The organism is Photobacterium sp. Ph5 (assembly GCF_022129445.1).
GTDB lineage: Bacteria > Pseudomonadota > Gammaproteobacteria > Enterobacterales > Vibrionaceae > Photobacterium.
Window position 1 is genome coordinate 69,654 of record NZ_JADQAQ010000003.1, and the last position, 12,619, is coordinate 82,272.

General features: G+C 41.4%; 16 protein-coding genes. 7 read left to right on the top strand and 9 right to left on the bottom strand.

Annotation, left to right across the window (positions count from 1 at the left end; translation table 11 throughout):
• Positions 1-31: 31 nt before the first annotated feature.
• From ptsN to I3259_RS02015, 8 genes are all read right to left on the bottom strand, one after another.
• On the bottom strand, positions 32-481 hold the full coding sequence (gene ptsN, locus I3259_RS01980) for a PTS IIA-like nitrogen regulatory protein PtsN (RefSeq protein ID WP_238028090.1): 450 nt from the start codon (positions 479-481) through the stop codon (positions 32-34).
• A gap of 3 nt (positions 482-484) precedes the next feature.
• On the bottom strand, positions 485-772 hold the full coding sequence (gene hpf, locus I3259_RS01985) for a ribosome hibernation promoting factor (protein WP_006647365.1): 288 nt from the start codon (positions 770-772) through the stop codon (positions 485-487).
• 35 nt (positions 773-807) lie between these two features.
• Positions 808-2,277: an RNA polymerase factor sigma-54 gene (locus tag I3259_RS01990; RefSeq protein WP_238028091.1), complete on the bottom strand. Its 1,470-nt coding sequence runs from the start codon at positions 2,275-2,277 to the stop codon at positions 808-810.
• A 73-nt stretch (positions 2,278-2,350) separates the two neighbouring features.
• Positions 2,351-3,076, bottom strand: a complete 726-nt coding sequence (gene lptB, locus I3259_RS01995) for an LPS export ABC transporter ATP-binding protein (RefSeq protein ID WP_005371141.1) — start codon at positions 3,074-3,076, stop codon at positions 2,351-2,353.
• A 9-nt stretch (positions 3,077-3,085) separates the two neighbouring features.
• A complete protein-coding gene (gene lptA / locus I3259_RS02000) occupies positions 3,086-3,592 on the bottom strand; it encodes a lipopolysaccharide transport periplasmic protein LptA (RefSeq protein WP_238028092.1) in 507 nt (168 codons plus the stop codon).
• Positions 3,573-4,136, bottom strand: a complete 564-nt coding sequence (lptC, locus tag I3259_RS02005) for an LPS export ABC transporter periplasmic protein LptC (protein WP_238028093.1) — start codon at positions 4,134-4,136, stop codon at positions 3,573-3,575. Before lptC ends, lptA begins: the two co-directional genes overlap by 20 nt.
• Before the next feature lie 62 nt (positions 4,137-4,198).
• Positions 4,199-5,170, bottom strand: a complete 972-nt coding sequence (locus tag I3259_RS02010; RefSeq protein ID WP_238028094.1) for a KpsF/GutQ family sugar-phosphate isomerase — start codon at positions 5,168-5,170, stop codon at positions 4,199-4,201.
• A 14-nt stretch (positions 5,171-5,184) separates the two neighbouring features.
• Entirely contained in the window at positions 5,185-6,144 is a 960-nt protein-coding gene (locus I3259_RS02015; RefSeq protein ID WP_238028095.1) for a calcium/sodium antiporter, read from the bottom strand.
• Positions 6,145-6,665: 521 nt separating this feature from the next.
• Here I3259_RS02015 and mlaF point away from each other — a divergent pair.
• The 7 genes from mlaF to murA are packed head-to-tail and all read left to right on the top strand — an operon-like array spanning position 6,666 to position 11,343.
• Positions 6,666-7,466 (top strand): phospholipid ABC transporter ATP-binding protein MlaF, encoded by an 801-nt coding sequence (gene mlaF / locus I3259_RS02020; RefSeq protein ID WP_238028096.1) that lies wholly within the window; start codon positions 6,666-6,668, stop codon positions 7,464-7,466.
• A 57-nt stretch (positions 7,467-7,523) separates the two neighbouring features.
• Positions 7,524-8,306 (top strand): lipid asymmetry maintenance ABC transporter permease subunit MlaE, encoded by a 783-nt coding sequence (mlaE, locus tag I3259_RS02025; RefSeq protein ID WP_238028157.1) that lies wholly within the window; start codon positions 7,524-7,526, stop codon positions 8,304-8,306.
• A gap of 57 nt (positions 8,307-8,363) precedes the next feature.
• Complete coding sequence (gene mlaD / locus I3259_RS02030; RefSeq protein WP_238028097.1) at positions 8,364-8,843, top strand: outer membrane lipid asymmetry maintenance protein MlaD; 480 nt, start codon at positions 8,364-8,366, stop codon at positions 8,841-8,843.
• An 8-nt stretch (positions 8,844-8,851) separates the two neighbouring features.
• Entirely contained in the window at positions 8,852-9,487 is a 636-nt protein-coding gene (mlaC, locus tag I3259_RS02035; RefSeq protein ID WP_238028098.1) for a phospholipid-binding protein MlaC, read from the top strand.
• Positions 9,484-9,801, top strand: coding sequence for an STAS domain-containing protein (locus tag I3259_RS02040; RefSeq protein WP_238028099.1), 318 nt, complete (start codon positions 9,484-9,486; stop codon positions 9,799-9,801). Before mlaC ends, I3259_RS02040 begins: the two co-directional genes overlap by 4 nt.
• Positions 9,802-9,820: 19 nt before the next feature.
• Positions 9,821-10,075 (top strand): BolA family iron metabolism protein IbaG, encoded by a 255-nt coding sequence (gene ibaG, locus I3259_RS02045; RefSeq protein ID WP_238028100.1) that lies wholly within the window; start codon positions 9,821-9,823, stop codon positions 10,073-10,075.
• A gap of 11 nt (positions 10,076-10,086) precedes the next feature.
• Positions 10,087-11,343, top strand: coding sequence for a UDP-N-acetylglucosamine 1-carboxyvinyltransferase (murA, locus tag I3259_RS02050; RefSeq protein ID WP_238028158.1), 1,257 nt, complete (start codon positions 10,087-10,089; stop codon positions 11,341-11,343).
• Positions 11,344-11,419: 76 nt separating this feature from the next.
• Here murA and degS read toward each other — a convergent pair whose 3' ends face one another.
• Positions 11,420-12,502: an outer membrane-stress sensor serine endopeptidase DegS gene (gene degS, locus I3259_RS02055; RefSeq protein ID WP_238028101.1), complete on the bottom strand. Its 1,083-nt coding sequence runs from the start codon at positions 12,500-12,502 to the stop codon at positions 11,420-11,422.
• Positions 12,503-12,619: the final 117 nt, after the last annotated feature.

Consider the following 12,619-nt stretch of genomic DNA (forward strand, 5'->3'; position numbering starts at 1 on the left):
TACCTCGGTAATTGGGATTATGCGCGAGAAATCACGATTCATCGGTAAGGATATGATACAGCTCTTGATCGCTTGTTGCATGACGAAGCTGTTTACATATTTGCTTGTTGCCTAGCTTTTCAGCCATGCTTGCAAGGGTTTTTAAGTGCTCTTTACATTGCTCTTCTGGCACAAAGAGGGCAAATAGAAGATCAACGGGTTGATTATCAATCGCGTCAAAATCAATTGGTTCTTGGCATTGAATGAGTACAGCAATGGCTTGATCGCTATTACTGATACGCCCATGAGGTATCGCTATACCATTGCCAATACCTGTTGTCCCCATTTTTTCACGATTGAGCATACATTCGAATAATGGCTGTGGGTTTTGGTCGAGATGAGCGGCCGCGATCTCACTAATGAGTTCTAGTGCGCGCTTTTTGCTGGAGCAAGGGACTGCACTTTTAGTGCAGTCCAGGCTCAATACATGACTAAGTTGCATAAGTTAGTGGCTGTTGAGCTTATCTTTGTGTTTGTTTAATTGACGGACGAGTTTATCAGTCAATTCATCAATCGCAGCATACATATTTTCAGAATCCGCTTTTGCGTGGATTTCCCCTGAGTTAATGTGTAGCGTCGCTTCTGCTATCTGCTGAAGTTTTTCAACATTAAGAATAACTTGGACATTGTTTATTTTATCGAAGAAGCGTTCAAGTTTTTCAAATTTGGTCGTGACATATTCACGAAGAGAATCGGTTACATCAACATGGTGCCCTGTAATATTGATTTGCATAGACATCTTCCTTTTGTTGGATCTGACCTGTTAGTCTAGATCAGACGTTTTCGCTGATTCGACGGCGGAATACCTAAGGATTCACGGTACTTAGCGATTGTTCGCCTTGCTACCATAATGCCTTGCTCAGCTAATAGTGTCGCAATTTTGCTGTCACTTAATGGCTTGGCTTGGTTTTCTGCTGCAACAAGTTTCTTCACCAGTGCGCGGATCGCAGTAGACGAGCATTCGCCACCATTATCCGTACTGACATGACTTGAGAAGAAGTATTTCAATTCAAAAATACCTCGAGGCGTATGCATGTATTTTTGTGTTGTCACTCGAGATATGGTGGATTCATGCATTTCTACGGCAAGGGCGATATCATTTAATACCATAGGTTTCATCGCTTCTTCGCCATATTCAAAGAAGTCTTGCTGATGTTCGACAATGCAGCGAGCGACTTTGAGTAATGTTTCATTTCGACTTTCTAAGCTTTTAATCAGCCATTTAGCATCTTGTAGATGGGTGCGAATAAACTGACTATCCGCACTATTACGAGTATTTTTGCTTAATGCCGCATATTGCTCATTCACTTTAATACGTGGCACACTGTCTGGATTGATAGTAACGACCCATTTACCATGGTCTTTAAACACAGAGACATCTGGAACCACATACTCGGTATCTGAATTAATTACACGATTACCTGGACGTGGATCGAGTGAATGGATCAATGCCATTACTGCTTTTAAATCGGCTTCTTTTAGTTTGGTGTCACGCATAAGCTGGCGGTAATCACGATTACCTAAAAGTGCAATATGATCAGACAGTAGCATTTTGGCTTCAGTGAGCCATGGAGTATCGTTTGGGTAGGTAGCCAGTTGCAGTAACAAGCATTCTTGTAAATTACGAGAAGCAACACCGAGAGGGTCAAATTGTTGCACGCGTTTTAATACGGCTTCAACTTCATCTAGTTCAAGTTCATCATCATCAAAACTTTCGAGGATATCTTCTGCAGAGCAGGATAAATATCCTTTTTCATCGACAGCATCAATGATGGCAGTCGCAATGGCAAGATCTGTTTCACTAAATGGCGTTAGATGTACCTGCCACATTAAATAGTCTTGTAACGATTCCGTGGTTTCCCCTTGATAGGAAGGAATATCATCGTCAAGCGCAATGCCTGTGCTGCCTGTTCCTGCACTATAAACATCATCCCAAGTGGTATCAACGGGGAGCTCTTCTGGCATTTCATTGGTATCGATAGCATCTGCAGTGTCAAAGCTTTCAATATCATCAATATTGTCAGAAATATCGTCGGTTGAAGATTCTGCCGCAGCTTTATCATCATTTGTCGAAAGATCTTCATTTTCTTCCAGCTCTAGCAATGGGTTACCATCTAGGGCTTCTTGAATTTCCTGCTGGAGATCCAAAGTAGATAGCTGCAGCAGGCGAATAGCTTGCTGTAGCTGCGGCGTCATGGCCAGTTGTTGGCCTAGCTTAAGCTGGAGCGAAGTTTTCATTAACGTAGATATACCTTGTCGTTATTATTTTTATACTGTGGCTTTTTCTTCAATAGCAGACCTATGTAACTTGTTATAAACGGAATTGGTCACCTAAGTAAACGCGCTTAACATGTTCATCGTTTAGAACATGCTCAGGTGTACCGTTAGCAATTAGCTGTCCTTGACTTACGATATACGCATGCTCACAGACATCAAGTGTTTCCCTTACATTATGGTCTGTTATTAAGACGCCAAGCCCACGATCACGTAAGTGTTCAATGATCTTTTTGATGTCGATCACAGAGATGGGATCAACACCAGCAAACGGCTCATCAAGTAAAATAAATTTAGGATTTGCGGCTAATGCGCGTGCAATTTCAACACGACGTCGTTCACCACCCGATAATGATTGACCAAGGCTGTTACGGATATGCTGGATGTTAAATTCATCCAACAGATCTTCTGCTTTGTCTTGGCGCTCTTCTTTCGTTAATTCTTTGCGCGTCTGGAGTACCGCCATCAAGTTATCATAAACGCTTAAGCGGCGGAAAATCGATGCTTCTTGAGGTAGATAACCGATCCCCATACGTGAACGGTTATGCATGGGTTGTAGGCTGATATCGTCACCATCAATGGTGATCACACCTTCATCTCGTGCAACTAAACCCACAATCATGTAAAACGATGTGGTTTTACCTGCGCCGTTAGGCCCCAATAGACCGACAATTTTTCCAGATTCAACCTCAAGGCTAACATCAGAAACAACTTTACGTCCGTTATAGCTTTTTGCGAGGTGTTCTGCTTTTAGAATAGCCATAGATACTGTTTATTTCTTGTTATTGTTCAATTGATTTGGTTGGATGACGGTCGTTACACGTTGTTTGTCGCCACTTTTTGCAACCAAACGTTGCTCATCTATCTTATAAGTGATGACATTACCTTTGATTTCACTGCCATCTTGAATCAAGACAGCGTGATCCGTCATTTTCAAAAATTCTGTTTTTGTTTCGTAGCGCATTTTTAAGGCTTCGCCATCGATAGGCTTACCATCATCCATAATTTGATGGAAGGTGGCTGGCTTACCATAAGCAACAATAGTTTGCTCTTTGGCATTGCTATTTGGGCGCGTTACAACAACTTTATCAGCATGAATATCAATCGTGCCCTGACGTAATCTTACATCACCAGTAAAGGTTGCAATGTTATTTTGTACATCAAGTTCTTGGCTATTAGAGCTGATATTAATAGGTTGTTTAGTATCACTTTTTAATGCCCAAGACGATGTGCTAACACATAATAAGCATAGTAGAGCACTAGTTTTCAGTCGGTTCATATCTGCTTTTCACATTTTTTAAGAGTTTAGCGACTTTACGTTTCATATTACCCGTCATACCATCACCTTGGTTTTGGAAGGCGGGGCCTGTAATCATGACATGGTCTTGAGTATTAAAATCTTGAGTTTCAATATTCAATTGCAAGTTATCTGTTTTGATCACTTGGATATCTGAATCAGGTAATAAGTTAAACATACGAACATTACCATGAAGGTTCAGTACATTATTTTTATCTAAGGTAGCGGTATTGGAACTTATCCGCCACTCTGCATTTTTACCTTCTTTAAATACCCATAATACAGGTTTTACAAAATCGGTCTGACCACTTTTCTCAAAGTATTCAAGATGATCTGAATCGATTTGATAACTACGAGTACCTGAGGGATCAAAGGTTGTATTACTGATATCGTTACCAATGAACATCGGCTTTTCGTCATCAGGTTTTACTTGATGATCTTTTTGCCATACTTGTTCAAGTTGGTTGTAGCCTAACCATGCACAAAATATTACCAGAAGTACATAGAGTAGCCTTTTTAAAGTCATAGACTTAAGCCTTTATCATGTTTCATTGTTCTAATTCGTTACGCGTTATACTGAGTATGCTACTACATCACGCCTGCTTTTAATAAATCATGCATGTTTAATGCACCAACCAGTTGATCGTTTTCAGTCACAAGCAACCCATTTATTTTACGATCTTCCATTATCTTTAACCCTTCAGCTGCGAGCAGCTGAGGGGAAATGGTCTGCGGGTTACAAGACATCACATCACCGATACTCGTGTTGTGGATATCAACATGGTTATCGAGTAAACGGCGTAAATCGCCATCGGTAAATATCCCGCTAAGCTGTTGCTTATTATTAACGATAGCCGTCATGCCTAAGCCTTTTTTTGATATTTCTAGCAAGGCATCTTTAATGCTGGCTGTTTCTTCAATAATAGGCAGCATTTTACCTGTATGCATGACATCCGCGATACGCATTAATAATTTTCGTCCAAGTGCTCCTCCGGGATGAGACAAAGCAAAATCATCAGCCGTAAATCCACGCGCTTCCATAACTGAGATCGCTAATGCATCACCCATCACAAGTGTTGCTGTCGTGCTTGAGGTTGGCGCTAGGTTTAAGGGGCAAGCTTCTTTTTCTACCGTGATCTGCAAGTTTATAACTGCCATTTTTGCCATACTGGACGTCGGTTTGCCAGTCATGCTGATCATGGAAATACCCAATCGTTTAATGACAGGCAATAACGCTAAAATTTCAGATGCTTCGCCAGAGTTAGAAATTGCGATCACAACATCTTCTTGTTTGATCATGCCTAAATCGCCATGGCTTGCTTCACCAGGATGCACGAAAAAGGCAGGTGTACCGGTACTCGCAAGTGTTGCTGCTAGCTTTCTACCAATATGACCCGATTTACCCATTCCCATCACAATGACTTTACCTTGGCAATCGAGTACCAGCTGACAGGCTTTGTTAAAGCTATCATCAATATATCGGCTGATGTTTTGTAGTGCTTGAATTTCAATATCCAGCACTTTTTTGCCATGACTACTAAAGTCAAAGGAGCGAGACATCTGATTATTCTCCATTATGCGGAAATATTTAAGAATAGGTAAGCTTGGTAAGCAATGAAGCACAGTACCAAAATACCGCCTTCAACACGATTGATTCGACGACGTTTGCCTAATGCCATTAATAATAACAATACAGACAATCCGAGCATGACATAAAAATCACGCCCCATCGCAAGAGGGCTTAATACTGATGGGTTCAAAAGACCTGGAATACCCATTACAGCTAAAATATTAAAGACATTAGAGCCTATGATATTACCCACAGCCATATCATCTTCACCTTTGTAAATACTGGCGATAGAAGCGGCAAGCTCAGGCAAACTGGTACCAACAGCAATGATAGTTAAACCAATCACTAAGTCACTCATGCCGTAGTGTTTAGCAATAACAACGGCGGACTCTACTACCATATCAGAAGAGTAAAGAAGTAAACCTAGACCAATAAAGACCCAGATAATGGCTGACGAGTTTTTAACGCCCGTTGGGATCTCTGCTTCTTGCTCTTCAGCAAGAGGATCGTTTTTGCTCGACTTGCTGATTTTTAACATAGCAAGTAAAAACAGAACAAAAAGCACGGCAAGAAAAGCGCCTTCCATTCGGCCTAAATAATTATCCCATAGTAAGAGGCCGGCAATAACGGTCACGCCTAACATTAGCGGTAATTCACGGCGAATAATGGTTGAACCGATCGACAGCGGCTTCAATATTGCTGTTATACCTAAGATCAGTGCAATATTGGCGATATTAGAACCAAGCACATTACCTACCGCAGTATCGGTTTTACCGGCAAGTGCTGCGGTCGCTGAAACCATCATTTCGGGTGCCGAAGAGCCCATTGCCAGTATTGTCATACCGATAACAAGTGGCGCAACACCAAAATTTTTAGCCAGTGCAGCAGCGCCATATACCAATCGATCGGCACTCCATACTAATAAAACTAACCCTACACAGAGCAATACAATGGCTTCGAGCATTCTAATCCCTTTTAAAAATGGCACGTTAAAAACGAGTACAGTAAATCCAGCGTTGAATCGCTTTTGATATTAGGGAGTGATTTTGACGGTTAGCAAAGCAAAAGGGAAGTATAACAAATGACTAATTCTCTCTATTGTGAACATTTATGAGGGAAAATAACAATCACGGTGAATTTATCATGGTGGATTGTAAAACCTCACTATTTTTGATGTTAGGTTCTACTATTTGAACGTTGTACAATTGTTGAGTTTAAATATGCTGATGGAGAGTAAATTAGCATAGTTATACAAGCATATTGTGCATAAAGCAGCAGCAACATACCTTAACAATGTAATAATAGATGAGATATGAATCGGCAAACTTGAGTTGGTATTTTATTCTCTCTATTATCCTCGGCTATAATAGTTTTCACTTGAAAAACATGATTTTTTCTTGTGGTTAAGTCATAATTTACTGATTTTTAATAATAATTAGTGTTTTTCATGAGAAATTACCAGTAATTAGAGGCGAATACGAAGCAATGGCTAAAAGCGATATACTGATTTCGATTAAAAACCTAACATTTTCTCGTGGTGAACGATTCATTTTTGATGATATTTCTCTTGATGTGCCTCGAGGAAAAGTAACAGCAATCATGGGGCCTTCTGGAATAGGTAAAACAACATTATTGCGTTTGATTGGTGGTCAAATTGCGCCAGATAAAGGCGAAGTTTGGTTTGATCAGTGGAATATCCCAACCTTAAAGCGCAGTGATTTATATCAAGCACGTAAACGAATGAGTATGTTATTTCAATCGGGTGCGCTGTTTACTGATATGAACGTTTTCGACAATATTGCATTTCCATTGCGAGAACATACCGATTTACCTGAAGATTTATTACGTAGTTTAGTGTTACTGAAATTAGAAGCAGTAGGGTTACGTGGCGCGGCACAATTGATGCCTAATGAGTTATCTGGTGGTATGGCACGTCGAGCGGCATTAGCTCGTGCAATTGCTCTGGATCCTGAATTAATGATGTATGACGAACCTTTTGTGGGACAAGATCCCATTACTATGGGTGTGTTAGTGCAATTAATCAGTAGTCTCAATAAAGCGTTAGGCATGACATCCGTGGTTGTTTCTCATGATGTACCCGAAGTGATGAGTATCGCTGATCATGTTTACTTACTCTCAGGTGGTAAAATTATTGGCAGTGGTAGCCCTCAAGAATTACGAGAAAACCCAGATCCTCGTGTACGTCAGTTCTTAGACGGCGATGCTGATGGCCCTGTTCCCTTTAAGTTTCCAGCGCAGCCATTAGAGCAAGATTTATTTGGTTAAGCGCTATTCACGATGCGTGTCATACGTATCTGTTATTCGATGGATTACGAGCAAAAAATGATTGTTGATGCGATAGCCCATTTAGGGCGAAGTGGCATTGGAAAATGCCAAACAATGGGACGAGCAACGTTAATGTTGTTTGGTGCATTGGTGAGTAAGCCTCAGCCAAGAAAAATGTTTCCGTTATTAATAAAGCAACTGTATTCAGTGGGTGTTTTATCAATAGCGATTATTCTTGTTTCAGGTTTGTTTATCGGCATGGTACTGAGTTTACAAGGTTACCTTGTACTGGCTGACTTTGGTGCCGAAACGAGCTTAGGACAAATGGTTGCATTGTCTTTACTACGCGAATTAGGTCCGGTTGTGACAGCATTGTTGTTTGCTGGGCGAGCAGGTTCTGCACTTACCGCTGAAATAGGTTTAATGAAAGCCACTGAACAGCTTTCAAGTATGGAAATGATGGCGGTTGATCCGCTGCGTCGAGTGATTGCGCCACGCTTTTGGGCTGGTGTTATCTCAATGCCATTATTAGCGCTGATGTTTAGTGTTGTTGGTTTATGGGGGGCGCAAATTGTTGGCGTTGACTGGAAAGGGATTGATTACGGTAGTTTCTGGTCGGTTATGCAATCTTCAGTGAACTTTAGTTATGACATAGGGAACAGCATTATTAAGGCTGTTGCTTTTGCTATAACGGTAACCTGGATTGCGGTATTTAATGGTTATGATGCCGTTCCTACTTCTGAAGGGATCAGCCGAGCAACGACACGAACGGTGGTGAATTCATCATTGGCAGTATTGGGCTTAGATTTTATTTTGACCGCACTGATGTTTGGTAGCTAATTCGTAAAGAAACCAACATGACTTTAGTGTGACAAAACAAATTAAATGGATAAAAGCATGCAACAAAATAAACGTTTAGAACTGTGGGTTGGCATTTTTATGTTAGCCGGAATTGCAGCATTATTAGTGTTAGCTTTCAAAGTTGCTAACCTACAAAGTTTTGGCAGTAATGAAAGTTACACATTAAAAGCCCATTTCGATAATATCGGTGGTTTAAAAGTACGCTCTCCTGTGAAAGTAGGTGGTGTAACCGTTGGTGAAGTGACAGCTATTAACCTTGATAAAGAAACCTACATTCCGATGGTTACTTTATCGATTAATAAAAAATTTGGTTATTTCCCTGAAACTAGCTCGGCTTCAATTTTAACATCTGGCCTTTTAGGTGAGCAGTATTTAGGGATTTCCCCAGGTTTTGTTGATGAAGATGTCGATATGCTGCATAACGGCGATCTTATTGAAGACACGAAATCTGCGTTAGTATTAGAAGATATGATAGGCCAAGTGCTATATAGCATTGGCGGTGACAAAAAAGACTAGGAGCACCTATGAAATTTTTACGATGCCTAATGCTGGCTTTTCTTGCCCTACCTATGTTGGTGCAGGCTGCAACAATCGATCAGACGAATCCATATACGATGATGGATAAAGTTTCTGTTCAGTTATTTAAAACCTTAAAAGCAGAGCAGCCGAAGATCCAAGCAAACCCTGAAGAGTTGCGTATTATTGTTAAAAAAGAGCTATTGCCTTATATCAATACACGTTATGCCGCTTATAAAGTGCTAGGATCCAATTTAAAGAAAACTACCGCAGAGCAACGTGATGCGTTCACAGAAGCGTTTACGGAATATTTAGTCGCATCTTATGCGCAGGTGTTAACGCAGTATACCGATCAAAAAATTCAGATTGAGCCTGCAAAAGCAGTACCAGCCGATCGTAAAATCGTGTCTGTTCGTGTTGATATTGTTGATAGTCAACGTCCACCTATTCGTCTTGATTTCAAACTTCGTTTAAATAAAAAGACAAAAGAATGGCAAGGATTTGACATGGTAGCGGAAGGAGTCAGTATGATTTCGACTAAGCAAAGCGAGTGGAGTGGTGAGCTTCGCACCAAGGGAATTGATGCGGTAACGCAAAACCTACGCGATCTTGCCGCTAAGCCAATTCAGATCGAGAAAAAATGATCATGTCTGAGGATAGGATCAAATGGCAAGCTCTCGGTAATGACCAATATTGCTTGTCAGGTTGTTTAGAACGTGACACAGTGCCAGCTTTTTGGCGACGTAGAAATGAGTGGGTACCTGATTCAAACAAGGTATTGCTCGATCTAGGTGGCTTGAGTCGAGTAGACTCAGCTGGCATGGTGATGTTATTGCATCTTCACCAGCAATTAAGCAGCGCAGGATGTGACTTCACCCTGCTTAATGTGCCCGAGCAACTAAAAACATTGTTACGCTTGAGCCATGTTGAACCCATTTTAGCAGCTTGCATGAAGTGAGCTGTAGAGAGGATAGCTTGTGGAAATCTCCGAGATTAAACAAATTCTAGAAAATGCCTTAGATCTTGATGAAGTGATTGTTAAAGGTGAAGGTAGTCACTACGAAGTCATAGCAGTGAGTACTATTTTTGACGGCATGAGCCGAGTGAAAAAACAACAAACTATTTATGGTCCGTTGATGGATCGAATTGCAGCAAACGACATTCACGCGTTAAGTATCAAAACGTATACACCAGAAGAATGGGCGCGTGATAAAAAGCTAATGTCGTTATAACGAGGTAAATGATGCAGAAGTTTCATATTCAGGGCGGTGGTCCACTAAGCGGTGAAGTGTCAATTTCTGGCGCTAAGAATGCAGCATTGCCGATTTTATTCGCCGCTTTGCTTGCTGAAGAGCCTGTAGAAATTGCAAATGTCCCTAAATTACGTGATATCGATACGACGATGGAACTACTTTCTCGCTTAGGCGTAAAAGTATCACGTAATGGCTCTGTACACATTGATGCAAGTGATGTGAATGAGTTTTGCGCACCTTACGATTTAGTGAAAACCATGCGCGCTTCTATTTGGGCGCTAGGCCCATTGGTTGCTCGTTTTGGTCAAGGTCAGGTTTCACTACCTGGCGGTTGTGCGATTGGTGCACGCCCTGTTGATCTACATATTGTAGGTTTAGAGCAACTAGGCGCAACAATCACGCTTGATGAAGGCTACGTGAAAGCGAGTGTTGATGGTCGTCTTAAAGGCGCACATATCGTGATGGATAAAGTCAGTGTTGGCGCGACAGTAACGATCATGTCAGCAGCAACCTTGGCAGAAGGCACAACGGTTATTGAAAATGCCGCACGTGAGCCTGAAATTGAAGATACAGCTGCATTTTTAAATGCACTTGGCGCGAAAATTTCAGGTGCTGGTACTGCAACAATTACCATCGAAGGTGTTGAGCGTCTTGGTGGTGGCTACCACGAAGTCGTTGCTGATCGCATTGAAACGGGAACGTTCCTTGTTGCTGCCGCTGTTTCTGGTGGCAAGATTATGTGTCGTAATACCAAGCCTGAATTAATGGAAGCGGTATTAGCGAAGCTTGAAGAAGCTGGCGCATTGGTAGAAACAGGTGAAGATTGGATCAGCCTTGATATGACAGGACGTGAGCTTAAAGCGGTTAATATCCGTACAGCGCCACATCCAGGTTTCCCAACCGACATGCAAGCGCAATTCTCACTACTGAACCTCATTGCCAAAGGCACAGGTATTATTACTGAAACGATTTTTGAAAACCGTTTCATGCATATCCCTGAATTAATTCGTATGGGCGCTCACGCTGAAATTGAAGGTAACACTGTTATTTGTGGTGATACTGATGGTTTAAGCGGTGCTCAAGTGATGGCAACTGATTTACGTGCATCAGCAAGTCTTGTGATTGCAGGTAGCATTGCTAAAGGTGAGACGATTGTTGATCGTATTTACCATATCGACCGTGGTTACGAGTTCATTGAAGAGAAGTTTAGTGCATTAGGCATGAACATCGAACGTATCTCTGCTTAATTGATTACTTAAGCTCTGATAGCAAAAACGCCTCATATGTGAGGCGTTTTTTTATAGTCACTATTTGTAATGACGACTATCGCATCGGTTTATTCTCAGAGGCAGGGCGATTAGCCACCGTTACTGGAATAATCATTGGTTTACCATCACGTAGAATTTTTACATTCACATGCGTACCTGGGCGGATATCAGTTACAATATCTCTAACGCTTTGTACATTAGTGACTTGTTTACCTGCAATCTCGACCACAATATCATTTTTCTGAAAGCCAGCTTTTGACGCTGGGCCGTTAGGATCCATGCCCTCTACGATAATACCATTCACCTGATTGGCATCATACAGCCTTGCCATAACAGGGTTAATCTCACGTCCTTGAATACCAATCCAACCACGGATAACGCGACCATCAGCGATTAGCTTATTCATGATTTTGATGGTTAGTTGGTAAGGGATAGCAAATGAAATACCGTAGGTTTCAATATTCGTTGCTTGTTGGAAAGATGCAGTATTAATACCAACGAGCTCTCCACGGGTATTGACTAATGCCCCACCTGAGTTACCACGGTTAATTGCGGCATCCGTTTGGAGAAAATCTTGTGGGCCATAAAAGCTCATGCCTGAACGCCCTGTTGCTGAAATAATACCAAAGGTCGTTGTTTGACCAAGGTTATAGGGGTTACCGATAGCAAGAACAACATCACCGACTGTCGCTTTGTATTCAGAATTAACTGGGATGACAGGTAAATTATCTGCATTAATTTTTAAAACTGCGAGATCGGTTAATTGATCTAAGCCGATTAGCTGCGCGTTTAAAATACGACCATCTTGCAGTGCGACAATAACTTGATCTGCATTGGCGACAACGTGATAGTTCGTCACGATATAGCCTTTATCACTCATGATCACACCTGATCCTAATCCTTGAGTGATTAACTCTGGCTCTGGTCGTGATTCATTATTTTCATAGCGGCGGTTATAAATATTCACAACCGCAGGGGAAGCGCGTTTAACGGCGTAGTTAAATGATAAAGGGGCGGGCGCATCGTCTAATTGGGGTAAAGACACCGGTGATGATGGGCGCAAACTTGGTACAGCAACAAGTACAACACATGCTGTGATAAGGCCGAGCAAAATAGAACGACCAAGAAAAGCCAACATCAAGAGTCCTTAAATAATACAAGATAGTGAATGGCAAGAAGAATACCATTCCTACTTATAGAGACCAATAATAAAGTCAGAGCACCGTTTCACTCTGACTTTATTTGAAGGTTAAAT